Source organism: Mesorhizobium sp. P2_H9 (genome assembly GCF_056403215.1).
Genome location: NZ_JBFUFX010000001.1, coordinates 452,445 through 475,589, shown reverse-complemented (window position 1 = coordinate 475,589; position 23,145 = coordinate 452,445). Strand labels below are relative to the sequence as shown.

General features: G+C 62.5%; 25 protein-coding genes and 1 pseudogene. 19 read left to right on the top strand and 7 right to left on the bottom strand.

What is annotated here, in order from left to right:
• Positions 1-169: 169 nt before the first annotated feature.
• The 5 genes from AC1DXN_RS02360 (at position 170) to AC1DXN_RS02340 (ending at position 4,048) form a co-directional block, all read left to right on the top strand.
• Positions 170-778 carry a cupin domain-containing protein gene (locus tag AC1DXN_RS02360; protein WP_477271729.1) on the top strand — a complete coding sequence of 203 codons (609 nt, stop codon included), beginning with the start codon at positions 170-172 and terminating at the stop codon, positions 776-778.
• Positions 768-1,853, top strand: a complete 1,086-nt coding sequence (locus AC1DXN_RS02355) for an ABC transporter ATP-binding protein (RefSeq protein WP_477243417.1) — start codon at positions 768-770, stop codon at positions 1,851-1,853. Before AC1DXN_RS02360 ends, AC1DXN_RS02355 begins: the two co-directional genes overlap by 11 nt.
• Before the next feature lie 38 nt (positions 1,854-1,891).
• Positions 1,892-3,319, top strand: a complete 1,428-nt coding sequence (locus AC1DXN_RS02350; protein ID WP_477271731.1) for an aldehyde dehydrogenase family protein — start codon at positions 1,892-1,894, stop codon at positions 3,317-3,319.
• A gap of 119 nt (positions 3,320-3,438) precedes the next feature.
• Positions 3,439-3,567: a hypothetical protein gene (locus AC1DXN_RS02345; protein ID WP_477271733.1), complete on the top strand. Its 129-nt coding sequence runs from the start codon at positions 3,439-3,441 to the stop codon at positions 3,565-3,567.
• Positions 3,568-3,694: 127 nt separating this feature from the next.
• Positions 3,695-4,048, top strand: a complete 354-nt coding sequence (locus AC1DXN_RS02340; protein ID WP_477271735.1) for a SnoaL-like domain-containing protein — start codon at positions 3,695-3,697, stop codon at positions 4,046-4,048.
• Between the two features lie 192 nt (positions 4,049-4,240).
• Here the strand turns inward: AC1DXN_RS02340 and AC1DXN_RS02335 are convergent, their stop codons facing one another.
• Positions 4,241-5,770 carry a hypothetical protein gene (locus AC1DXN_RS02335; protein WP_477271737.1) on the bottom strand — a complete coding sequence of 510 codons (1,530 nt, stop codon included), beginning with the start codon at positions 5,768-5,770 and terminating at the stop codon, positions 4,241-4,243.
• Between the two features lie 162 nt (positions 5,771-5,932).
• On the opposite strand from AC1DXN_RS02335, the gene AC1DXN_RS02330 reads away from it, so the two are divergent.
• Entirely contained in the window at positions 5,933-6,178 is a 246-nt protein-coding gene (locus AC1DXN_RS02330; protein WP_477271739.1) for a nuclear transport factor 2 family protein, read from the top strand.
• 102 nt (positions 6,179-6,280) lie between these two features.
• Here AC1DXN_RS02330 and AC1DXN_RS02325 read toward each other — a convergent pair whose 3' ends face one another.
• Together AC1DXN_RS02325 and AC1DXN_RS02320 are read right to left on the bottom strand one after the other, a co-directional pair.
• Positions 6,281-6,760 (bottom strand): SRPBCC family protein, encoded by a 480-nt coding sequence (locus tag AC1DXN_RS02325; RefSeq protein WP_477271741.1) that lies wholly within the window; start codon positions 6,758-6,760, stop codon positions 6,281-6,283.
• Positions 6,760-7,113, bottom strand: a complete 354-nt coding sequence (locus AC1DXN_RS02320) for an ArsR/SmtB family transcription factor (RefSeq protein ID WP_477271743.1) — start codon at positions 7,111-7,113, stop codon at positions 6,760-6,762. Before AC1DXN_RS02320 ends, AC1DXN_RS02325 begins: the two co-directional genes overlap by 1 nt.
• Before the next feature lie 177 nt (positions 7,114-7,290).
• Here AC1DXN_RS02320 and AC1DXN_RS02315 point away from each other — a divergent pair, with 177 nt between their 5' ends.
• Positions 7,291-7,626 (top strand): ArsC family reductase, encoded by a 336-nt coding sequence (locus tag AC1DXN_RS02315; RefSeq protein ID WP_477272415.1) that lies wholly within the window; start codon positions 7,291-7,293, stop codon positions 7,624-7,626.
• 222 nt (positions 7,627-7,848) lie between these two features.
• Here the strand turns inward: AC1DXN_RS02315 and AC1DXN_RS02310 are convergent, their stop codons facing one another.
• Both AC1DXN_RS02310 and AC1DXN_RS02305 read right to left on the bottom strand, forming a co-directional pair.
• Entirely contained in the window at positions 7,849-9,105 is a 1,257-nt protein-coding gene (locus tag AC1DXN_RS02310) for an aminopeptidase (RefSeq protein ID WP_477271745.1), read from the bottom strand.
• Positions 9,106-9,191: 86 nt separating this feature from the next.
• Positions 9,192-10,105 (bottom strand): annotated as a pseudogene (locus AC1DXN_RS02305) (LysR substrate-binding domain-containing protein).
• A 94-nt stretch (positions 10,106-10,199) separates the two neighbouring features.
• Between AC1DXN_RS02305 and AC1DXN_RS02300 the strand changes: the two are divergent.
• The 3 genes from AC1DXN_RS02300 (at position 10,200) to sbmA (ending at position 13,038) form a co-directional block, all read left to right on the top strand.
• Complete coding sequence (locus tag AC1DXN_RS02300) at positions 10,200-10,409, top strand: hypothetical protein (RefSeq protein WP_477271747.1); 210 nt, start codon at positions 10,200-10,202, stop codon at positions 10,407-10,409.
• 92 nt (positions 10,410-10,501) lie between these two features.
• Positions 10,502-11,656, top strand: coding sequence for a YbfB/YjiJ family MFS transporter (locus tag AC1DXN_RS02295; RefSeq protein ID WP_477271749.1), 1,155 nt, complete (start codon positions 10,502-10,504; stop codon positions 11,654-11,656).
• A gap of 116 nt (positions 11,657-11,772) precedes the next feature.
• Positions 11,773-13,038: a peptide antibiotic transporter SbmA gene (sbmA, locus tag AC1DXN_RS02290; RefSeq protein WP_477243435.1), complete on the top strand. Its 1,266-nt coding sequence runs from the start codon at positions 11,773-11,775 to the stop codon at positions 13,036-13,038.
• A 27-nt stretch (positions 13,039-13,065) separates the two neighbouring features.
• Here the strand turns inward: sbmA and AC1DXN_RS02285 are convergent, their stop codons facing one another.
• On the bottom strand, positions 13,066-14,067 hold the full coding sequence (locus AC1DXN_RS02285; RefSeq protein ID WP_477271751.1) for a polysaccharide deacetylase family protein: 1,002 nt from the start codon (positions 14,065-14,067) through the stop codon (positions 13,066-13,068).
• A 204-nt stretch (positions 14,068-14,271) separates the two neighbouring features.
• Here AC1DXN_RS02285 and AC1DXN_RS02280 point away from each other — a divergent pair, with 204 nt between their 5' ends.
• Together AC1DXN_RS02280 and der are read left to right on the top strand one after the other, a co-directional pair.
• Positions 14,272-14,937: a tetratricopeptide repeat protein gene (locus AC1DXN_RS02280; protein ID WP_477271753.1), complete on the top strand. Its 666-nt coding sequence runs from the start codon at positions 14,272-14,274 to the stop codon at positions 14,935-14,937.
• Between the two features lie 66 nt (positions 14,938-15,003).
• Positions 15,004-16,437 carry a ribosome biogenesis GTPase Der gene (gene der / locus AC1DXN_RS02275; RefSeq protein ID WP_477271755.1) on the top strand — a complete coding sequence of 478 codons (1,434 nt, stop codon included), beginning with the start codon at positions 15,004-15,006 and terminating at the stop codon, positions 16,435-16,437.
• Between the two features lie 62 nt (positions 16,438-16,499).
• On the opposite strand, the gene AC1DXN_RS02270 is transcribed toward der, so the two are convergent.
• Positions 16,500-17,420, bottom strand: coding sequence for a LysR substrate-binding domain-containing protein (locus AC1DXN_RS02270; RefSeq protein WP_477271757.1), 921 nt, complete (start codon positions 17,418-17,420; stop codon positions 16,500-16,502).
• 125 nt (positions 17,421-17,545) lie between these two features.
• Between AC1DXN_RS02270 and AC1DXN_RS02265 the strand changes: the two genes are divergently transcribed.
• The 7 genes from AC1DXN_RS02265 to AC1DXN_RS02235 all read left to right on the top strand — a co-directional run bounded on the left by AC1DXN_RS02265 (position 17,546) and on the right by AC1DXN_RS02235 (position 23,090).
• Positions 17,546-18,835 (top strand): MFS transporter, encoded by a 1,290-nt coding sequence (locus tag AC1DXN_RS02265; protein ID WP_477271759.1) that lies wholly within the window; start codon positions 17,546-17,548, stop codon positions 18,833-18,835.
• Between the two features lie 143 nt (positions 18,836-18,978).
• The gene (locus AC1DXN_RS02260) at positions 18,979-20,163 is read left to right on the top strand and encodes a cell wall hydrolase (RefSeq protein ID WP_477271761.1); all 1,185 of its coding nucleotides are present in this window, start codon (positions 18,979-18,981) and stop codon (positions 20,161-20,163) included.
• A gap of 254 nt (positions 20,164-20,417) precedes the next feature.
• A complete protein-coding gene (locus AC1DXN_RS02255; protein WP_477271763.1) occupies positions 20,418-20,810 on the top strand; it encodes an AtpZ/AtpI family protein in 393 nt (130 codons plus the stop codon).
• Positions 20,811-20,876: 66 nt separating this feature from the next.
• The gene (locus AC1DXN_RS02250; RefSeq protein WP_477243451.1) at positions 20,877-21,635 is read left to right on the top strand and encodes a F0F1 ATP synthase subunit A; all 759 of its coding nucleotides are present in this window, start codon (positions 20,877-20,879) and stop codon (positions 21,633-21,635) included.
• A 68-nt stretch (positions 21,636-21,703) separates the two neighbouring features.
• Positions 21,704-21,928 (top strand): F0F1 ATP synthase subunit C, encoded by a 225-nt coding sequence (locus AC1DXN_RS02245; protein WP_006206606.1) that lies wholly within the window; start codon positions 21,704-21,706, stop codon positions 21,926-21,928.
• Positions 21,929-22,006: 78 nt separating this feature from the next.
• Positions 22,007-22,588 carry a F0F1 ATP synthase subunit B gene (locus AC1DXN_RS02240; protein WP_477243453.1) on the top strand — a complete coding sequence of 194 codons (582 nt, stop codon included), beginning with the start codon at positions 22,007-22,009 and terminating at the stop codon, positions 22,586-22,588.
• A 10-nt stretch (positions 22,589-22,598) separates the two neighbouring features.
• Positions 22,599-23,090, top strand: coding sequence for a F0F1 ATP synthase subunit B (locus tag AC1DXN_RS02235; RefSeq protein ID WP_477271765.1), 492 nt, complete (start codon positions 22,599-22,601; stop codon positions 23,088-23,090).
• Positions 23,091-23,145 lie beyond the last annotated feature (55 nt).

Sequence of the window (23,145 nt, the reverse complement as noted above, 5' to 3'; positions counted from 1 at the left end):
GTCCCCTTCTCCCCTTGTGGGAGAAGGTGTCGCCGAAGGCGACGGATGAGGGGTGTTCCAGGGAACACCGGCGTCTCGCTCCGCTGGAACACCCCTCAACCGTCTCGGCGCTGCGCGCCGATCCACCTTCTCCCACAAGGGGAGAAGGGAACAAGACGAGGATGACTTGATGGACATGCTGGACGACACGGCTGGAAAGCCCAAGGACGACGCCGACGTTCGCGTCGGCCGGCGCGTGCGGGCGCTGCGGCTGGAGCGCAACCTGTCGCTGGCCGATCTTGCCGCCAAGGCCGGCGTGTCGATCGGTGCGCTGAGCCAGATCGAGCGCGGCATGTCATCATTGCGGGTCAGGGTCATCTGGCCGCTTGCCGCTGCCCTCGACATCGAGCCGTCGGCGCTGATTGCCGACGGCAACGATGCCGTCAACGATCTCTATTGCGTGCGCGCCAACAGCCGGCGGCAGATCCCGGTCAAGTCGGAAGGCATTGCCAAGGCGCTGCTGTCGCCGCCGGCCGCAACGCTCACCGGCATGCTGGTCAGCGTCGATGCCGGCGGCGGCACCGCCGAAGCCTACGCCCATGCCGGCCATGAATTCGGCTTTGTGCTGTCGGGGGAGGTCGAACTGGTTGTCGATTCCACCACCTACGGGCTGAAGACCGGCGACAGTTTTGCCTTCAAAAGCACGCTTTTGCACGCCTTCCGCAATCCGGGTTCCAAGCGCTGCCAGATCCTCTGGGTCAATACGACAAAACCCTCAGAGGTTCGCGATGGCGCTTGATCCTCTCGTCCAGCTGCAGGCTGTCTCCAAGGTCTTTCCAGGTGGCATCGTCGGCCTCGATGCCGTCGACCTCGACATCGCCAGCGGCGAGTTCCTGACCTTGCTCGGCCCCTCCGGCTGCGGCAAGACTACCAGCCTGCGCGTCATCGCCGGCTTCGAAAGCCCGTCGAGCGGCAAGGTGTTGCTTGACGGCCGCGACATCACGGCGCTGAGACCCTTCGACCGGCCGGTCAACACCGTGTTCCAGGACTATGCACTATTCCCGCATATGAACGTCGCCGAAAATGTAGGTTTCGGCCTGTCCTTGCGAAAACTGTCCGGCACGGAGCAAGCCAAGCGCGTCGGCGAAGCCCTCGACATGGTCGGCCTCGTCGACAAGATCGGCGCCCGCGTCTCCGAACTCTCCGGCGGTCAGCGTCAGCGCGTCGCGCTCGCTCGTGCCATTGTCTGCGAACCACGCGTGCTGCTGCTCGACGAGCCATTATCGGCGCTCGATGCGCATCTGCGCGAACAGATGCAGGTCGAGTTGAAACGGCTACAGTCGCGGCTCGGCACCACCTTCGTCATGGTCACTCACGACCAGACCGAGGCACTGTCGATCTCCGACCGCATCGTCGTCATGAACAAGGGCCGGATCGAGCAGATCGCAGCACCAGCGACGCTCTACGACCGGCCCGCCACCAAATTCGTCGCCAGCTTCATCGGCACGATGAACCTTTTGCAGTCGCGCTTCGTCGGCCGCGATGGCGATCGGCTGCGCTTCACCGCCGGCGCTCTGCCGCTGGAAGCCATTTCGGAAACCGGCGATGCGCCTGCCGAAGGCGCCGTGCGCACCATCGGTGTGCGCCCGGAAGATCTGCTGGCGGCGACCGAAGCCTCGACCGGCACGGCACCGGTACGGGTCAACAGCATCGTCTTTCACGGCCGCACCTTGCGTCTGCATGCCGAACTCGGGCAGGGGACACCAGTGGTGATCGACGCACCACGCCAGGCCGAGGGCTTTCAATTCAGCGTCGGCGACGTGGCGCATATCAGCCTGCGGCGTGGCGCCAACTGCCCTATGCTCTCAGCTTGAACCGATCGTCATCTTCCAGAAAAACCGGAGCGTCCCCCGTGAGCAATCATCTGAACTTCTTTATCGACGGCAAATGGGTCGCCCCCGTGGTGCCGGCAACGCTGGATGTCATCGATCCGTCGACAGAAGAGGCCTACACCAGGATTTCCGTCGGCTCGAAGGCTGATGTCGACAAGGCGGTGGCAGCGGCCAAGGCGGCCTTTCCGTCGTTTTCGCAGACCAGCAAGGCCGAGCGCCTGGAGCTCCTGAAGCGTATTCTCGAAGTCTACAATGAGCGCTACGAGGATATCGCCCAGGCCGTCAGCCAGGAAATGGGTGCGCCAATCACCTGGGCCCGCGAGGCGCAGGCCTGGGCGGGCAGGGCGCATATGGAAGCCGCCATCAAAGCGCTGGAGGATTATGAATTCTCAGAAAAGCGCGGCGGCACCATGGTGGTCAAGGAGCCGATCGGCGTCTGCGCGCTGATCACGCCGTGGAACTGGCCGCTCAACCAGATCGTCTGCAAGGTGGCGCCGGCCATCGCCGCCGGCTGCACCATCGTCTTGAAGCCCTCCGAGATCGCGCCGATCAGCGGCATCGTCTTCTCGGAAGTCATGCAGGCCGCCGGCGTGCCGAAAGGCGTCTACAACATGATCAACGGCAACGGCCCCGATGTCGGCCAGGTCATGGCCGGCCATCCCGATGTCGACATGGTCTCCTTCACCGGCTCGACCCGGGCCGGCATCATCGTCGCCAAGACGGCGGCCGAAACGGTCAAGCGCGTGGCGCAGGAGCTCGGCGGCAAGTCCGCCAACATCGTGCTGCCCGATGCCGATTTCGAGAGAGCGGTGCGCAAGGGCGTCAACGCCTGTTTCGGCAACAGCGGCCAGTCCTGCGACGCGCCGACACGCATGCTGGTGCCGGCCGCCCGTCATGACGAAGCACTCGCCATCGCCAAGAAAGCCGCCGAAGCGCACAATGTCGGCGATCCCCGCTCGGAGGACACCAAGCTCGGACCGGTGGTTTCCAACATCCAGTACGACAAGATCCAGCGGCTGATCGAAGCCGGCATCAAGGAAGGCGCCACACTGGTCACCGGCGGCCCCGGCCGGCCCGAACACCTCAACCGCGGTTACTATGTCCGCCCGACCGTGTTCGGCCATGTCACGCCAGGCATGACCATCGAAAAGGAAGAAATTTTTGGCCCGGTGCTGTCGGTCATTTCCTACAGCGACGATGACGACGCGGTGAAGATCGCCAACGATACCGTCTACGGCCTCGCCGCCTATGTGCAGTCGCAGGATATCGAGCATGCCCGCAAAATTGCAGGACAGCTGCGCGCCGGCCAGGTCTCGATCAACTATCCGGAATGGGACACCTTCGCCCCCTTCGGCGGCTACAAGCAGTCGGGCAACGGCCGCGAATATGCCGATTGGGCGATCCACGACTTCCTCGAGGTCAAGGGCATCATCGGCTACGGGGCTTAGGGTTCAGGCCCTGCATCGACGGGCGAACGGTTCCGGCAATTGAAACTTGCCGGGCGCTTGCGCTGCCCCTCATTGTCCTGCCGGACATTTCTCCCCGTATAGTGACGGGGAGAAATGGCTTGCGTCGGGTGATTTCGCCAATCACCAGCGTTGCCGGCAAGGGCGCCGAGGCTGCGGCCAGTTCCCTTCTCCCCGAGCGTGGACGCTGGCAATTGACGGGCCAGGACGATTCCCTGGCCGGCATGTGAGAAATCGTCGTCACAGAGCCGCGCTATATCAATCGTCCTGACACGGTCTGTCAGCTGTCGTGCGGGCAACGGTGACGGGCTGGCAAGCGCTTCCCTACTTCAACCAGTCTGAACAGGAGGAACACAAATGACCATCACGGAAATCGCCAAGGATTTCACCGAGCTGCTCCAGCAGGGCGATAACAGGGGTGCCGCCGAGAAGTACAATGCCGACGACATCGCCAGCTACGAAGCCATGGAGGGGCCGATGGCAATCGTCCATGGCAAGGAGGCCATCAGGCAAAAGGGCGAATGGTGGCAAGCGAACAATGAAGTGCATGGCGGCTCGATCGAGGGCCCCTATGTCAACGGCGACCAGTTCGCACTACGCTTCAAGTTCGATATTACGCCCAAGGCCACCGGCGCACGTGTCACCATGGACGAGGTTGGCCTGTACACGGTCAAGAACGGCAAGATCACCGAAGAGCGCTTTTACTACTAAGCCGGAATTCCGCCGGCTTCCGGCTAGCGTGATCAAAAATGTGGCGGCCGGGACACCGTCCTGGCCGCCAAGCGAAAACTCAAATCGTCTTCACGTACTGCGCCAGCTGATCGGCCACCGAGGCTCATCACATAGGCGTCGAACTGGTCGAGGCGGGCGCTCCCAAGGCGGGCTTTCCTCAAGATCAAACATCTAGAATAGATTTCGGCATAGGGCCGGTTTGTTTTCGGGCTGCCAGTTCCCCTGTTTTGCGTATGCAGTGAAATTCGCCGCCGATTCGCGTCTGGCATAATGGGAGAATATCGCGCGGAACGCTTCATTCTCGCTGAAGAACGCGACGAGATCGAAAGCACCGGCCTTTGACCTGCTCAGATCATCCACAAGGATCACGTCAGGTGGATTGCACATGAGATCGTCGGCCGTTTGAGTTCGGACTTTATCGGCCATTGCCTGCAGCGTGGGCGTCAGCCGGCCAGTCGCTTTCAACTGCTTCGCCATCACGATCGTCATCCAGAAGCTGAAGTGCCTCGAAGGCCAGACGAGGCCTTGGTTCTCGATCATGGGCCAGATGTTGCTTGGAGTTGCAGTGAGCATGATCACCGGAGAGCCGGGCGGGACCGCGTGAAGTAGAGCCAGGACCGGTTCTTCATTGGAATTTTTGTATGGGCCTACAAAAACGGCCAGGAGAACTGGTATTGATCCAACGACTATGATCGCGGTTTGTCGGATCGCCGCGGCGACTGTGCGTTCATGCATGTTCAGCATTGCGCAAAGCGCGAAGAAAGCCAGCCCGGTCACCGGCACCGTATGATACCGAAATCCTTTCTGCTGTGCGAAATACGCCAGGGCAAATCCAATGGCCGCCAAGCCTGCCGCAATCGATTCAGATGGTGCCCGCTTCCGGAGGCAAGCGATGACGATCGCCGCGAGGCCCCAGAAAAGGACGCGCGGCGTGAGCAGTTGCGCCTGGAGTGAACTGTTGTAGCCGTCGTAAGCCGCTGCAAGCATAGGCAAGATCGTTCGGAGGTATTCTTGCGCAAAGACCAATATCGCTACCGCATAGGCCGAGGCGGCGGCTCCCAACACCAACGTTTCGGGTCGGAAAAGTCTCCAGGCTCCTCGCAGCCGGAATCTGAGCCAGAGCTCCAGCAGGATCGGCACCACGACAAAATAGTGCTTCAGAGCGAAGCCGGCTGCAGCCAGGGCACCGGCAGTTGCGGCTGTCTTCCAAGACACCACGGCGCCGTCCGCCCGCCGCGCAATGAGAAAGGCATATGGCAATGCCCCAATGAGCGCCAAGTGCTCGCGTTGTCCGAAGTCGGCCAGCGGGATGAGCAGCATCGAAAGACCCGCCGCACTCAACAGGACCATTCGTCGGCCGGTTGTGTCATCCGATGTGATTGCGGCAAGGGTCGTCAAGGCGAGCGTCGCGAACGCCGTGACAGCGGTTACGACTGCAGCGCCGGCGGTTGCGCCGAGAATTTGAGCCATGCGCTCAATCGGAACCGCCATCCAGAACCAAAGCGGTGGATTCAGCTCGACAATCTCGCCGTAGAGTTTAGTGCCGCCGATCAACTGTCGGGCGACCCACATCTGGTAGACTACATCATGCGAAAGCGGCATCCTGAGCATCAGAGCCCAGCCGACAAGCAGCGAAATTGCCAGGATGCCTTCTGGCCAACGGCGACGCATGGTGGCTGTTCGGCTGCCGTAGACAAACATCGCAGACCTTGGGAGGAGGGAACAGTGTCGAGATTTGACGATGAACGGGCGGTCACTTGGCCCCAAATGCATCCGCCCGAGATGACCACTCCACCTTAGCATCTTGCCAACCCAGACGCAAAACGGGATCAGGTGCGCCACTGATCGCGCTGGTCGTGTCGCATGTCGGCAGCTTGCCGAGATGCCGTCCATCAAGCCGGCCTCAAGCAGAAGAGCCAGTTGTGGCAAGAAACAATGAAGTGCGTGGCGGCTTCGGTCGAAGGCCCCTATGTCAATGGCGATCAGTTCGCAGTGCGCTTCAAGTTCGACATAACGCCCAAGGCGACAGGCGAGCGTGTCACCATGGACGAAGTTGGCTTGTACACGGTCAAGAACGGCAAGATCACCGAAGAGCGATCTTATTGTTGAGACCGCAAGCCCCCTCGTTTCCGGGAGCCTGCTCTTGCCGCTGTAGGGTCGAAAAATGAACATGGCGGCCGGCACGATGTTCTGGCCGCCATGCGAGAAAAATCAGATCGTCTTCACATACTGCGCAAGCTGATCGGCCACCGTGCCCCAGCCGTCGAAGAAACCCATCTCTTTGTGGTTGTTGCGGGTGGCCTCGTCGCGGTGAATGGCGGTGGCGGTATAGCGCGTGCCCTTGCCGTCCGGCTGCAGGGAAATCACCGCAGTGATGAAAGGCTCGCCCGACGGCCGGTAGCCCGGCAGCAGCGCATCCGTCCACACCAGCCGCTCGTTCTCCACGATTTCGAGATAGCAGCAATGGCGGTCGTTGACTTCCTTGCCGTCAGGCGACTGCATGCGGGTCCGAAAGAGGCCACCCGGCCGGAGGTCGATCTCGCAATCCGTGATCAACCACGGCTTTGGCGTGAACCATTGTTTGACATGCTCCGGCGTCGTCAAGGCGCGCCACAGCAGATCGCGCGGCGCAGCGAGGAAGCGCTCCAGCACGAGGTCCAGTCTGGGGTCGGCCTTGAACGGATAGCTCATTATTCTTGCTCCTTCAGGGTCATCACATAGGCGTCGAACTGGTCGAGGCGGCGCTCCCAAAGGGTACGCTGTTCGGCCAGCCAGTTTTCGGCGAGCTGCAGCGGCTCGGGCGCCAGCTGATAGGTCCTTGTGCGGCCGATCTTTTGCGAACGCACCAGCCCGCAACCTTCCAGCACCTTGAGGTGTTCGATGAAGGAAGGCAGCGCCATCTCGAAAGGCTGCGCCAGCTCGCTGACCGAGGCCGGGCTGCGGTTCAGCCGCTCCACCACGCGTCGTCGCGTCGGATCGGCAAGTGCGCGGAAGATGCCGTCGATCGGCGGCGGGTTCGGGTTTGCGGTGTGGAGGCTTGTCATCGGTCGGTCCCGAACCATTGTCAAAGAGCGGCTGGGTAATACTTAGGAAAATTCCTTAGTATTGGCAAGTCCCAGAAATCCTGAGATGTCGGCCAGGGTGCTGGCAAAGCGGGAAGGGCGGTCTTAGGCTGCAGAACGGATTCGACTGTCAGCCAAGGAAGCACGCCTTTGACTACGATGTACGGCATCACCACCTGCGACACGATCAAGAAGGCCCGCGTCTGGCTGGAAGGTCATGATGTGCCTTACCGCTTCCACGACTACCGGGCAGAGGGGCTGGACGCCAAGCGGCTGGATGGCTGGGTCGGCAAGGTTGGCTGGGAGATCCTGCTCAACAAGGCCAGCACGACGTTTCGCGAACTGTCGGACAAGGACAAGCAGAGCCTCGACGAGAAGAAGGCCAAGGCACTGATGCTAGCCAACCCGACCATGATCAAGCGGCCGGTGCTGGAGCTGGGCGAGAGGATTCTGGTTGGCTTCAAGCCGGATGTCTATGAAGCCGCGGTGAAGTAAGCCTTCACCGCCGCGATCCTTCGCGCCCCCCTCTGTCCTGCCGGACATCTCCCCCACGAGGGGGGAGATTGGCGGTCCTGGCGCCTCGCTTGTCATGCAACGTTGGTGATTGGCGAAAGCCCCGCATGACGTCTGATCTCCCCCCATGTGGGGGAGATGTCCGGCAGGACAGAGGGGGGCGCTGTCCCGCCGACGTCTAAAAGCCAGCGCTGCGCCGAAACCTCAGGCCCACTCGCCCTTGCGCATCACCGGCACCTTGCGGCCATCCTTGTGCACACCATCGATGTCGATCTTGTCCGAGCCGATCATCCAGTCGATGTGGATAAAGCTCTTGTTGCCGCCGCGTGCCGCGATCTCGTCCTGGCTGAGCGAGGCGCCGTCGACGAAACACTTGGAGTAGCACTGCCCGAGCGCGATGTGGCAGGCGGCGTTCTCGTCGAACAGCGTGTTGAAGAACAAAAGGCCGCTGGCCGAGATCGGCGACGAATGCGGCACCAGCGCCACTTCGCCGAGACGGCGCGAGCCCTCATCGGTATCGAGCACCTTCTTCAACACGTCTTCGCCCTTCGAAGCCTTGGCCTCGACGATGCGGCCTGCCTCGAAGCGCACCGAAATCTCGTCGATCAGCGTGCCCTGGTAGGACAGCGGCTTGGTTGACGAGACATGGCCCTCGACACGCCGTGCATGCGGCGTGGTGAACACCTCTTCGGTCGGGATGTTCGGGTTGCAGGTGATGCCGTTCTTGGCGGTCGAGGCGCCGCCCATCCATTCATGGCCGTCGGCCAGCCCGACGGTCAGGTCGGTGCCCGGACCGGTGAAATGCAGTGCATGGAAATTGTGGCCGTTCAGCCATTCGGTGCGGCTGCGCAGCGCTGCATTATGCGCTTTCCAGTTGCCGATCGGGTCTTCGACATCCACCCGCGACGCCGCGAAGATCGCATCGGCGAGTTTGGCCACCGCGACATCGTTGGCATCATCAGGGAAAACCTGCTTGGCCCAGGCGAGATCAGGATAGGCGACGATGTTCCAGTTGATATCAAAGCCGGTGATCTTTTCCAACGCCGGCTGGTAGGCCATCGAATTCGCCTTGTTGGCGCGCGCCACCTTCGACGGGTCCTGCGCCGACAGCAGCGACGGGTCCTCGCCGCGCACGGCAAGCCGCGCCGCATTGCCGGCAAAAGCTTTCGCCATGCCCTCATAGAGCCAGCCGGCGGCGCGGTCGAAGCCGGCATCGGCGCCAAAGCGGTAGCGCGCCAGCGTCATCTCGTCGTCGTTGAAGATCGGCGTTACCAGGCCCGCACCGGCCTTGTAGGCATGCTCGACGATCCGCCGCGTCAACGGCAGTGCTGCGATCGACGAGGTCAGCACCAAATCCTGTCCCGGCTGCAATTGCAGCCCGACCTTGATGGCAACCTCGGCCAGCCTGTCGAGTTTCACCGGGTCGATCGATGCGGAAACGCCGCGCGAATGTGTGGTCATGAATTTGCCTGCCGTGATGTGTGGGTTCGACACTTTACATAGACCGGCACCACCGACCTTTCCACCACGATTGCGCTGGTCCAGAACTACGCCGCGCTTTCGAGCGACCTGAACTGTGCCATCGTCGCCTCGATTTCCTCGCGCACCCAGACCTTGAAATCCCGGACCTTGCGGCTTTCGCTTTTGGCGGCGGAAGTCACCATCCAGTAGCCGAGCCCGCTCTGGGCGCGGATGCCGAAGGGTGCGACAAGCCGGCCGTCGGCCAGTGCGTCGGCGGTCAGCAATTGCCAACCGAGCATGACGCCGTGGCCGGCAATCGCCGATTCCAGGCACAGCATCGGGTCGGTGAAGCGCGCACCCTTGAGGAAGGTGACCGGCTTGACCCGGCGGCCTCGAACCAGCTTTCCCAATTGATCATCGCCCGTTCGTCGGTGATGGCGCAGGTCAAGGCGAGATCGTCGATCGACTTCAGCTTCTCGGCAATCACCGGGGCACAGACCGGGAAGATTTCTTGCGCCAGCAACAGTTCCGCCCGCCCGCTTGGCCACTTGCCGTCGCCAAGCCTGATGGCGATCTCGATGTCGGAACGGTCGAGATCGGCAAGCCGCACCGAAGCGTCGATGCGCAACAGCACGTTGGGATGCCGGGCGAAATGCCGCGACAGCCGCGGCAACAGCCATTTCGAGGCGAAGGCCGGCGCCACCGAAACCACCAGCGTGCATTCCGACCCTTCGTCGGCCAGCGCCACCGCCTGGGCGATCTCGCGAAAACCCGCGCCCAACCGGGCCGTGAAGACAGTGCCGAATTCGGTCGGCACCAGCCCGCTCGCCGTTCGCTCGAACAGGGCCTGGCCGAGCTGCTTTTCCGTTCGGTTGATCTGCTGGCTGACGGCGCTGACGGAAACGTTGAGCTCTCTGGCCGCTGCCGCAAGCGACCCCAGGCGGGCGACGGTTTCGACGGCGCGCAGGCCGTTGAGATGGACGCGGTTCAAAATAGCCATACAGTTTTTCTAAACTGGCGCGGCCGAAATCTCAATTGAAAGACAGGCCGGAAATGCAGACTTTATGGAGGCCAGTCAGACCGAGGAGGTAAGAATGGTGAAGATTTTATCGTTGCTCAGGGCCTTTTTCGTCGCCAATCAACAGCATGGCCGGCGGCACGAAGGCGAAACCGCCAACTGGGTGACCGATCCGCTGTCGCATCCGGTGCTCGACACCATGTCGGAGCGCGAACTCGGCGACGTGCCGTTCCGATTGACGGCCCGGCGCACCGCCTATGAGACGGCCGGCGCCGGCTGCCGTTGAAGCGATAGCCACAGGCTCCTGGCCGCAGCGAGCCGAACTGGCCCAACAAAAGCGGATTGTTTCGGCGCCCGGCAAATCTATTGTGCGCCGCGATGAAAGCCGCTTCACCCTTGCGTCTCGCCACGGCCGGCATGATTGCCATGGCCGTCGCCATGGGCATCGGTCGCTTCGTCTACACCCCGATCCTGCCCGGCATGATGGAAGAGCTCGGCCTGTCGACGGCCGATGCCGGCTGGATTGCCTCCGCCAATTACCTGGGTTACCTCGTCGGGGCACTTGCCGCCGCCGGCGCATGGGCGCATGGGCGCGAGCGCCTGCTGATATTTTCCGGCCTTGCCGCCAGCGCCATCCTCGCCGGCGCGATGGGCCTGACCGAGAGCATGGCGGCCTTTCTCCTCTTCCGCTTTCTTGCCGGTCTGGCCAGCGCCTTCGTCATGGTGTTCATGTCAAGCATCGTCTTTGGCCATCTGCTGGCGGCCGGCCGCAACGATCTGCAGGCGCTGCATTTCGGCGGCGTCGGCCTCGGCATCGCAGCGTCCTCGGCGCTGATGGCGTTCCTCGTCACCGAACATGCCGGCTGGGCGGCGGGCTGGCTGTGGTCGGCGCTGCTTTCGGCCTGCGGCTTTGCCGTGGTGGCCTTGCTGGTCAGCAGCACGGCGCCCGCCAATGGCGTCACCGGGCGCGAGCCGGCGCTGCCGACGGACCGATCGCTGCTGAAGATCATTGTCGCCTACGGCCTGTTCGGCTTCGGCTATGTGGTGACGGCGACGTTCCTGGTCGCCATCGTCCGCCAGGGTGGCGGCGGCCGCGTCTTCGAGGCCGCGGTCTGGATGGTCACCGGCCTTGCCGGCTTTCCCTCGGTCTGGCTCTGGCAGAAGGTTGCAGCACGGATCGGCGTCTACGCAGCCTATGCCGTGGGTTGCCTCGTCGAGGTGATCGGCGTCACCGCCAGCGTTGCCATGGGCGGGACCGTCGGGCCGTTGCTCGGCGGCCTTCTGCTCGGTGGCACCTTCATCGCTATCACCGCGCTCGGCCTGCAGACCGCGAGGCAACTTGTCCCGCAAGCGCCGCGCCGGATCTTTGCGGTGATGACGGCTTCCTTCGGCCTCGGTCAGATCGTCGGCCCGATCGTCGCCGGGCTGCTGGCGCAGGCATCGGGCAACTTCTTCCTCGCTTCGATCGTAGCTGCTGCTGTGTTGCTCGTCTCGGGCGCGATCACCTGGTCGGCTGCGCCAAAATCGCCATGATTGTGGTCTTGCTCGATGCCGGGCATCGGGCACGGGCATTTTCTTTCCAACTAATGTGTGACCTTATGCCCGCCGAACCCAGCTGATTTGCCCCCCGACCCGAGGATTTCACCACAGTGTTCGTATCGTTTTTTCCGCAGCCGAAGCTGTTTTTCACTTCGGTGATCGTCTGGAGCCTTGCCGCGGTTTTGTTCTGGTTTTTGGGCGGCGAGCAATTGGGCGCGGTCTTTGGACTGCCACCAGCCCTTCCGGATGCCGAGCCTATCATTGGCGTGACGGCTTTCTGGTCGAAGCCATTCCTCTGGTTTTACATCTATTTCGCGGCGGTCGTGCTCATTTTCTATGCGTTCTGGGCGCTCTATCGGCCTCATCCCTGGCAGAACTGGGCGATCCTCGGATCGGCATTCATTTTGTTCACCACCAATTTTTCGGTCCAGGTCAGCGTGGTGCTAAACGAATGGCGTGGACCTTTCTTTAATCTGGTGCAGAAGGCGCTTACGCCGCCACCGGGCTCCGTCAGTCCGGGCGAACTGTTCGCTGGCATATTGATCTTCATGGAGATCGCATTTTGCTGGATCGCGGTGCTCGTCGTGACACGGTTTTTCGTCAGCCATTTCATCTTTCGCTGGCGCATGGCGATGAACGATTTCTACATGAGCAATTGGACGAGGCTGCGGCACATAGAAGGCGCATCGCAGCGCGTTCAGGAAGACACGATGCGGTTCTCGACAAACGTGGAGGATCTTGGCGTCAGTCTTGTCAACTCCGTCATGACCCTGATCGCCTTCTTGCCGGTGCTGGCAGGGCTCTCGCATCACATAACCGAGCTCCCGATAGTCGGCCAGATTCCGTATTCGCTTGTTGTCGCGGCTTTGGTCTGGTCAGCTTTTGGAACAGTTCTCCTCGCTACGGTGGGTGTCAAGCTCCCGGGTTTGGAATTTCGAAACCAACGAGTTGAAGCAGCGTATCGGAAAGAATTGGTATACGGTGAAGATAATGCTGATCGCGCTGAGCCAGTTACTGTAAAAGAGCTTTTTAGAAATGTGCGCTTGAATTATTTCAGGCTGTATTTCCACTACTCATATTTTAACGTAGCAAGATATTTCTACGGGCAAGCTGATAGCGTTTTTGCGATCGTCATTCTTATTCCGACGATTGCCGCTGGTAAGATAACGCTGGGAATTTTTCAGCAGATTGTTTCTGCATTTTCAGAAGTGGCTTCGTCGTTCCAGTATCTGGTAAGTTCATGGAGCGACATCGTTGTGCTTATCTCCATCTACAAGCGTCTTCGCGCCTTCGAAGCAACGCTAGACGGCGGACCGCTGCCCGACATCGATCGGCGATTCCTCGAACGCCAGGCTCAGGAACCCGACCCGGCCTGATTTGCTGGCTGGAAAATGGTGGGCGGCTCAGCCGCCTACCTGCGCCTGTTTCTCGCCTTGCCGCGAAACATAGTCGCGAAAACTGATGCACTCGACATCAGCCTTGACGCAGACCTCGCCGGCGAAGCGCTCCAGCGCGTTCCAGTAGGCGCCGTTGTTCATCTGCGTGAAATGGAAGCCGAGTTCCAGCGGAACGCGCTTGCCCCGGTATTGCGCATCGAAGGCGGCGCGGAAGGCTTGATAGCTCCGCTCAGCGAATTCCGTCGCTCCGCTCGGCCGCTCGAAGCCACCGGAGTGGCGGACAAAGAGATTGTAGTCCATTGCGATCACCGGCCTTGAACTAGGACCTTCCGGAATCTCCGGCAGCGAAAAGCGCGTGATACCCTTGCGGGTCGGTGGCACCGCTGGCCCTTGTGAGACGCCGCTGGCGTCGAACTGGTAGCCGGCCGCCGGCAGCGCCTCGTAGAGCGCCTTGTTGGCCGACAGATAGGGTGCGCGAAAGCCGATCACCGCGTGCCGCGCAAAGTCGCGCCAGCCCTTGGGTTCCGGCTCAATGCCGTTGATCGAATAGGCGTTCTCGAAAATATGCTTGAACGAGGCGAATTCGGTCAGCCAGTCGGCCTTGCTCCAGTCCTTGCCGTCGAAATGGCCGCAGCCATGGCTGGCGATGTCGTGGCCTTCCGAGGCGGCAAGCCCGATCTGTTCGAGCCGATCCGCCACTTCCTGTTGGGAAGCGGCAAAGCCGATGTTCGATTTGCCTGCAGTCTTGCCGGGCGCCGTGTATTCCGCGCGGGTCTGCTGCGACAAAAGGAAGACGCAGGACAGAAAATAGGTGAAGTGGGCGCCGGTGCGCTGCGCCAGCGCGCGGCTGCGCTGCCACTGCGAAATCTCACGGGCGCTGTCGAACGAGATGATGACGATCTGCTTCGGCTTTGCCGGCGATGGCGCCGCGGGCGGATCGGCGTAAGCGACATCCGCCGTGGCGAGCGCGGCAACGGAAAACGCAAGAACGCGAGACAAACGGGGCATCGGCAATCTGATCTGCATCTGGAGGGTCAAAGGCCGGCTATCGTGAAAATGTGGCGTGGGTGCGGTGGCACCCATGGTTGCCCTTTAAAGCGGCCGGAGCGGCGATTAGCCGATTTTCCTGCCGAACCCCTTCCATGCCGACAAAATTTCGCTAAAACGCGGGCTCAAGAACGGGCCCGGATCGGGCAGGAATGGTTTTGATCGATGTCGGACGACAGTTTTATCCGCGAAGTCAACGAAGAGATGCGGCGCGACCAGGCGCAGGCGCTGTGGGACCGCTTTGGCCCCGCCTTGCTTGGCCTTGCCATCCTGGTGGTGCTCGGCACCGCCGCTGTCGTCGGCTATCGCTATTGGGACGAGACCCGCGCCAACCGCTCGGGTGACGCCTTTTCGCAGGCGCTGAAGCTTGCCAATGACGGCAAGAGCGACGACGCGCTGACGGCGCTCGCCGCGTTGGAAACGGACGGCTACGGCGCCTATCCGCTGCTTGCCCGCATGCGTGCGGCGACCGTCAAGGCGGACAAGGGCGACGTCGATGCCGCCGTCAAGGATTTTGACGGCGTCGCCGCCGACACCGCCATTCCGTCCGGCATTCGCGACATGGCGCGCCTCAGGGCAGCACTCCTGCTTGTCGATCATGGCTCCTTCGCCGATGTCTCCAGCCGTGTCGAGGCGTTGACTTCCGACACCAACACGCTGCGCCATACGGCGCGCGAAGCACTCGGCCTTGCCGCCTGGAAGGAAGGCAAGACCCAGGATGCACTCAAACTGTTCGACCAGATCGCTTCGGATGACGGTGCCCCGCGCAACACGCGCGAACGGGCGACCTTGATGTCCGAACTGATCCGCGGGTCGGGCAGCGCGTCGTAGTGCATGTCGCCCAAAAGTGCGCAGCGGTTTTGGGACAACGACATGCATGATAGATCGTAGGGTCGGATGACATTCAAAGTCGCCATCATCGGCCGGCCTAACGTCGGCAAATCGACCCTTTTCAATCGACTGGTGGGAAGGAAGCTGGCGCTTGTCGACGACACGCCGGGCGTCACCCGCGACCGTCGCGTCCATGCCGCCAAGCTCTACGACCTGCATTTCGACGTCATCGACACTGCCGGCTTCGAGGATGCCGCCGCCTCGACGCTGCCGGGCCGTATGCGCGCGCAGACCGAGATCGCCATCCGCGAGGCCGACCTGATCTTCTTCACCGTCGATGCCAAGTCCGGCCTGATGCCTGACGACAAGACTTTTGCCGAAATCGTGCGCAAGTCCGGCAAGCCGGTGGTGCTGGTCGCCAACAAGGCCGAGGCCAAGGGCGCCCAGGCCGGCATGCTGGAAGCGTGGGAGCTTGGCCTTGGCGAGCCGATCCCGATCTCGGCCGAGCACGGCCAGGGCATGCCCGATTTGCGCGACGCGGTGATCCTGGCCCTCGGCGAGGCGCGTGCCTTCGACGAAGAGGGCGGCGACGAAGAGGTTGCCGCCGGCGAAGTGCTGATCGGCGAGGACATCCTCGACCCGGACGCCGAAGATGTTCCCGCCTATGACGACACCAAGCCGATGCGCATCGCCGTCGTCGGCCGCCCGAACGCCGGCAAGTCGACGCTGATCAATGCGCTGATCGGCGAGGAGCGGCTGTTGACCGGACCGGAAGCCGGTATTACCCGCGATTCCATCTCCGTCGACTGGGACTGGCATGGCCGCCGGCTAAAACTGTTCGACACTGCCGGCATGCGCCGCAAGGCCAGGATCCACGAAAAGCTGGAAGTGATGTCGGTGCAGGATGGCTTGCGCGCCATCCGCTTTGCCGAGATCGTCATCATCGTGCTTGACGCCACCATCCCCTTCGAGAAGCAGGATCTGCAGATCGCCGACCTGATCATCCGCGAGGGTCGCGCGCCGGTCATCGCCTTCAACAAATGGGACCTGATCGACAACCCGCAGGAACTGCTGGCGGAACTGCGCGAGAAGACCGAGCGGCTGCTGCCGCAGGCCCGCGGCATGCAAGCGGTAACGGTTTCGGCCGAAACCGGACGCGGTCTCGACAAGCTGATGGATGCCGTCATCCGAACGCACAAGGTTTGGAACAGCCGCGTTTCCACCGGCAAGCTCAACCGCTGGCTGGAAGGCATCCTGGCGCATCATCCGCCGCCCGCCGTCGCCGGGCGCCGGCTGAAGATCAAATATGTCACGCAGGCCAAGACCCGGCCGCCGGGTTTTGTCGTCCAGTGCTCACGGCCGGATGCGATGCCGCAATCCTATGTCCGCTATCTCTCGAACAGCTTGCGCGAGGCCTTCGACATGCCCGGCGTGCCGATCAGGATAGCGCTGCGCACCTCGGACAATCCGTTTGCCGGCAGGGCGAACAAGCGCAAGTGAGGCGGCTACCTCTCGGCGATTTGCGGAAACGCCTCTAGCTGAGAGGGCGTCGGCCAAGAAACCTAAGCGACCGCTCTCAAGCCCTCAATCCCCCGCGCACCTTCCGGGAGCGCTTGCAGGGCCGCCTGCAGCAGGATGTCGCCGAGACGCGCCGCCACCGGATCGAGCTCGGCCTCCTTGCGATGCAGCACCAGCGCCATCTTGGGCAGGGCCGGCAGTCCGGCAATCTCTGATGTCATCGCCCTGACAGTGGCCGGCAGACCGATATCGGTGCGGATCGTCAACCCCAACCCCGCCGCGACCGCCGCCCACACGCCGCCAAGGCTCGGGCTGGAAAAAGCCATCCGCCACGACAGGCCGGCGCGGTCGAGGGCTTCGGTCGCCACCGTGCGCAGCAGACATGGCGCTTCCAGCGCCACCAGCGGCAGCGCCTCGCCGTCGCGCAGGCTCGTCTCGATCAGCTTTGCCGGGCCGATCCAGCGCATCTGAACATCGGCGACATGCCGGCTGTAAGGCAGCGTCGTGCCGTTGTGCCAGGCCAGTGCGATATCGAGGCTGCCTGAAGTGATCCGTTCGGCAAGCTCGTGGCTGCGCGCGATCCTGGCCTCGATCTTGACCTTGGGGTGCGCGCGGGCAAAGCGCCCGAGCACCTCCGGCAGCACCGCCTCGCCGAAATCCTCTTGTAGGCCGAGCCGCACCCAGCCTTCCAGCTCGACGTCGTGGATGGCGGATACCGCCTCGTCATTGAGCTCGAGCAGCCGGCGCGCATAGCCGAGCATGGTTTCGCCGGCCTCCGTCAATGCCAGGCCGCGTCCCGACTTACGGAAGATCGGCGTCGCCGCCTGCTCCTCCAGCTTCTTCAACTGCGCGCTGACCGCCGAGGTCGAACGACCGAGCCGGTCGGCCGCTTTGGCGAAGCTGCCCAGCTCCATGCCGGTGACGAAACTGCGGAGAACGTCGAGGTCGAATGTTACGCGCCGCACGAGAACATGATCCTGTTTTTCGGGATTTAATGTCAAAAACTTCCCGATATTCGGGACAAAGCTATGACGGTAGAGACAGTGCGTCAAGGTCCGGCGCTTGCCGGTCCATCTTTGGAGTCTGTCCCATGTCAGCTGTCGTTTCCGATTCCGATTGCAACCCGGGCATGACCGTAACGCCGTCCGGCGTCACGGCATTTGGCAGCAATCATCGCTGGAAGGTGCTGGGCATCGGCGTCGCGGCCAATGCCAGTTTCTCCGCCACCTTTGCCGGCATCCCGGCGACAGCGGTGTTTCTGCGTTCAGGCTATCATCTCTCCAATGGCAATCTCGGCCTGGTCCTTGGCCTTCTCGGACTGGGCGTTGCCTTGAGCGAATTGCCCTGGGGCTTGCTTACCGACCGCTGGGGTGATCGCGGCGTGCTGTTGACTGGTCTCGGCGCGACGGCGGCCTGGCTCCTGTTCATGGCCTTCCTTGTCGTGCCGTCAGTTGCACATATTCCGAGCGTTGCGCTTCTGGCGGCAAGCCTCCTGGTCACCGGTCTGCTCGGCGGCAGCGTCAACGGCTCAAGCGGCCGCGCCATCATGGCCTGGTTTCGTGAAGGCGAGCGCGGCTTTGCCATGAGCATAAGGCAGACGGCGGTGCCGCTCGGCGGCGGGCTCGGCGCCCTCATCCTGCCGTCGCTGGCCTCAGTCCATGGCTTTGCCGCGGTCTTCGGTCTGCTGGCGGCGGCGTCCGCTGTCTCGACTTTCTTCACCTGGCTCTGGCTGCACCAGCCGCCGCAGGGTGACGATGCACATTCGGCCCAGGCCGCAACACCGGCCGGCACCGCACCGCTGCGCAACGTGGCCGTCTGGCGCATCGCAATCGCCATCGGCGTGCTCTGCGTTCCGCAAGTGGCGGTGCTCACCTTCGCTTCCGTCTTCCTGCACGACTTCGCCGGCATGGGCACGCTGGTGATCAGCGCCAGCCTCGCCGCTGTCCAGACCGGCGCCATGGTCATGCGCGTCTGGAGCGGCCGCTTCACCGACCGCCATGGCAACCGCCGCCCGTTCCTGCGCCTGTGCAGCGTGTTGAGTGCGGCCGGCTTCGCGGTTCTCGGCCTGCTGGTGTTGGTGTCGGCCGCCATGCCGGGCGCGCATCCGGCGCTGATGCCGGCGATTGCGGTGCTGCTGGTCGTTGCCGGCATCTCGGTCTCCGCCTGGCACGGCGTCGCCTACACCGAACTGGCCACGCTTGCCGGCGCAAGCCACGCCGGCACGGCGCTCGGCCTCGCCAACAGTTTCGTCTTCGTTGCCTTCTTCCTGGTTCCGATCGCCATTCCGGGGCTGCTGGTGGTCGGGTCGTGGACGGGTGTTTGGCTGGCGGGCGCTGCATGTGCGCTGATTGCCTGGCCGATCTTCCTTCGGCCCGCCTGATTTTCTTCGAACGGACCACCGCCGCAAAAGCGCCCGACTTGGCAACGACAGGGAAAACTCGATCAAACCCGTTAACGCCCCATCAAGGTTAATGCATCATTGTCCCTCTCCAGTGGGTCGGTTCTGCGTTTCTGGAGAGTTCAGTGCATCGACGTGTTTTGAAGCGGCTTGTCGCCGCCGCCGGTGAGAAAAATCGTTCCTTCCTGTCTCCGTTCATCATCGGGCTCGGCATCTGGGTCGGCTTTCCCACAGATATTGCCTACCAGGATATGACGAGCCTGGTTTCCGGCCTCGAGGCGCCGAATTCGCGCTGGAACTCCTATGTCGAGAAATCCGTCGCCGGCTCCGTCCATGCCGCCGAAATGCCGTTCGTCGATTCCATCAGCACCGGCTCGATCTCGGGCTCGGGCGTGCGCTTGCCCGGCATCGGCACCGTCTCGTTTCGCGGCAAGGGCAGCGTCGCCGGCGTGACGCCCGACGAGGAGCGCGTCATGCGCGCCGACAAGAAGGGCCGCATCATCCAGGTCTCGCCGGTGTCGCCGCCGAAGGACTTCAACGCCGGCTCGATCTTCCAGCGCACCTCCTCGCTGCTACGCCCCAGCATGGACAGCGGCCTCAAGATGGCTTTCGCCAGGCCGCAGATCAAAGGCAAGGAAATCCAGATCGCCCAGGCGTTCCACACCCGTGAGGACAAGAAGCCCGATCCCGGCATGCCGGCGATGCTTGCCGCGCTGGTCAACAACGATCACCCGGACGTTCTGGCGACCGCCTACGCACAGGCCGAGCCCGACTATGCCAAGGCCTCGCCCTTCGAAGCCCTGCTGCAGGACGAGGAGCCGAACAACGGCCGCTTCATTCCACCGATGGCCAAGGGCGATCATTCGTGGATCCAGAACCCGCTGCCGGCGAGCGCCTTCTCCGCCAAAGAGCAGACATGCCTTGCCAACGGCATCTATTTCGAGGCGCGTGGCGAGAGCGTGCGCGGCCAGGCGGCGGTCGCCCAGGTCATCCTCAACCGTGTCCGCAATCCGGCCTATCCGAACTCGATCTGCGGCGTCGTCTACCAGAACGACAACTGGCTCAACCGTTGCCAGTTTTCCTTCGCCTGCGACGGCAGGAAGAAGCGCATCGACAGCCCCGCCAACTACAAGACCGCGCAGGAAGTCGCCATGGCGGTCACCGCCGGCAAGATCTTCATTCCGGAAGTCGGGTCGTCGACCCACTACTACGCCAATTATGTCCATCCGGGATGGGCGCGTACGATGCAGAAGATGACCAAGATCGGCCTGCACATCTTCTATCGCACCTATGGCGGCGGCTGGAGCTGAGTGCTCGACAACCGCCGCTTCTTTTCCCTGACATCAGGTCGATCAAACGGCCATTGCCTAGAGGATTCGGGGCCTGCATCCCCGCTGCTGCGCCGGGCACGATGTCGCACCTTTCCAAGCTATTGATTTCAATACAGAAAATACATGGCTTTGAAGTTCCACCCGTGGCTTGACGGGCGCAAACCCTCTAACTATGTTGCCGGCGACTTTAGAAGCGGACGGACGGCGACGTTCTGACCGGGCAGGGGGGTTCGATGGCCGAGAAGAACGGGCCAGACGGAACCGGAGAAACCGGCCGCGGCAAACAGCACGATGCCGACATCCGCGACGACGAACTTGAGCGCCGCCGGCGCGACCTTGAAGCAACGCTTGCGACAAGACGGCCGGACCGGAGCGAGGGGAAAGACGACGCGAGAGCGGTGGCCGGATATGGCCAGGCCCTGAAGCTGTCCAGCGAATTTATCGCCGGTATAGTGGTGGGCGTGGGCCTTGGCTGGTTTCTGGATCGTGTGGCGGGAACATCGCCATGGGGTCTGATCGTGGGTCTGCTGCTGGGATTTGGCGCCGGTGTGCTCAATGTCCTGCGTTCGGCAGGCGTCGTGGCGGAATTCGGACAAAGCGACAAACCGCGGGATCCGAAAGAATGAAGGCGCCGCCTGCCGGCGCGATGAACAAGACACTCAAGCCGCGCGCGGCTTTGACGGGGATGTAAAGTGGCTGCTGACAAGGTCGATCCGATCCACCAGTTCCATATCATCAAACTGCTTCCGATCAACATCGGCGGCTACGACCTGTCCTTCACAAATTCGGCATTGTTCATGGTCGCGACCGTAGCCGTCGCCTCCGCCTTTCTTTACCTTTCGACGTCGAGCCGCAGCCTGGTTCCCGGCCGGCTGCAGTCGGTCTCGGAAATGGCCTATGAGTTCGTCTCGAACATGCTCAGGGATGCCGCCGGAACCCAGGGACTGAAGTTCTTCCCCTTCGTGTTTTCGCTGTTCATGTTCGTGCTGGTCGCCAATCTGCTCGGGCTTTTCCCTTACTTCTTCACCGTCACCAGCCACATCATCGTCACCTTCGGCCTCGCCGCCCTCGTGATCGGAACCGTGGTCGTCTATGGCTTCATGAAGCACGGCCTCGGCTTCCTCAAGCTGTTCGTGCCGCATGGCGTTCCTGTCTTCCTGCTGCCGCTGGTGGTGCTGATCGAAGTGATTTCCTTCGTCTCGCGCCCGGTCAGCCTCTCGGTTCGTCTGTTCGCCAACATGCTGGCCGGCCACATCACGCTGAAGGTGTTCTCGGGATTTGTCGTCAGCCTGAGCGCGCTTGGCGCCGTCGGCATTGCCGGCTCGATCCTGCCGCTAGCCATGGCGGTGGCGCTGACGGCGCTGGAACTGCTGGTCGCTTTCCTGCAGGCCTACGTCTTTGCCGTGTTGACCTGCATGTACCTGAACGACGCCCTGCACCCGGGGCACTGACCAAGAGTTTCCGGCAGTCGTGCCGGATGGAATCGCAACGGAATTTCAGATCCAAAGGAGTTGAACAAATGGACGCAGAAGCAGCAAAGTACATCGGCGCCGGCATCGCTTGCCTGGGCATGGGTGGCGCAGGCATTGGCCTGGGCAACATCTTCGGCAGCTACCTGGCGGGCGCGCTGCGCAATCCGTCGGCCGCCGATGGCCAGTTCGGTCGCCTGATTTTCGGCTTTGCCGTGACCGAAGCTCTGGGCATCTTCTCGCTTCTCATCGCGCTTCTGGCCCTGTTCGGCTGAGCCCTTCGGGCACGCGTTGAGAAGATTGGACAGGCCGGCCGCAACCCTGCGGCCAAGCTTGAATTTCGGGGATAGTCCATGTTCGTGACATCTGCCTTTGCGCAAGAGACAGCGCCCGCCGCGACGGAAGGCGACACGCATTCCGGCACCGGCGTGCCTGCCGAAGCGCACGGCGCGTTCCCGCCATTCGATCCGGCGACGTTCCCGTCGCAGCTTCTGTGGCTGGCGATCACCTTCGGGCTGTTCTACCTGTTCCTGAAGAAGGTGGTGATGCCGCGCCTTGGTGGCATCATCGACGTGCGCAACGATCGCATTTCGCAGGATCTCGACCATGCCGCCAGGCTGAAGGGCGAGGCTGACGCCGCCGTTGCTGCCTATGAGCAGGAACTGGCGGAAGCCAAGGCCAAGGCCAACGCGATCGGCCAGCAGGCCAACGACGCGGCCAAGGCGGAAGCCGAGACCGCGCGCAAGAAGGTCGAAGCCGCCCTCGACAAGAAACTCGGTGAGGCCGAGGCCAGCATTGCTTCCATCAAGGCCAACGCCATGAAGGAAGTCGGCAGCATCGCCGAGGACACGGCTTCGGCCATTGTCGAGGCGCTTGTCGGCGGCAAGACCAGCAAGGCCGAGATCGCGGCTGCGGTCAAATCCGTGGCCCGGTGAGGAGCGCATTATGGACGCCACATCTCTCGCGACGCTTTGGGCCACGGTTGCCCTCGTCATTTTCCTCGGCGTTGCCGTCTACATCAAGGTGCCGGGCCTGATCGCCAAGGCGCTCGATGCCCGCGCCGCCAAGATCAGCAACGAGCTTGAGGAAGCGCGCCGCTTGCGTAAGGAGGCTCAGCAATTGCTCGGCCAATACCAGCGCAAGCGCAAGGAAGCCGAGCAGGAGGCAGCAAGCATCGTCGCTGCCGCCAAGCGCGAAGCAGAATTGCTTGCCGCCGAGGCGCACAAGAAGACAGAGGACTATGTCGTCAGGCGCACAGCACTTGCCGAGCAGAAGATCGGCCAGGCCGAGCGCGATGCAGTCGCCGAAGTGCGCGCCAGCGCTGTCGACATCGCCGTCGAAGCCGCCCGCGCGCTGCTCGCCGGCAAGATCGACGCCAAGGCCGGCGCCGACCTGTTCAAGGCCTCACTGCAGGACGTGAAGTCCAAGCTGAACTAAACGATCGCATCGATCGGATCATCGAAGCCGCCCGGGCAACCTGGCGGCTTTTTTG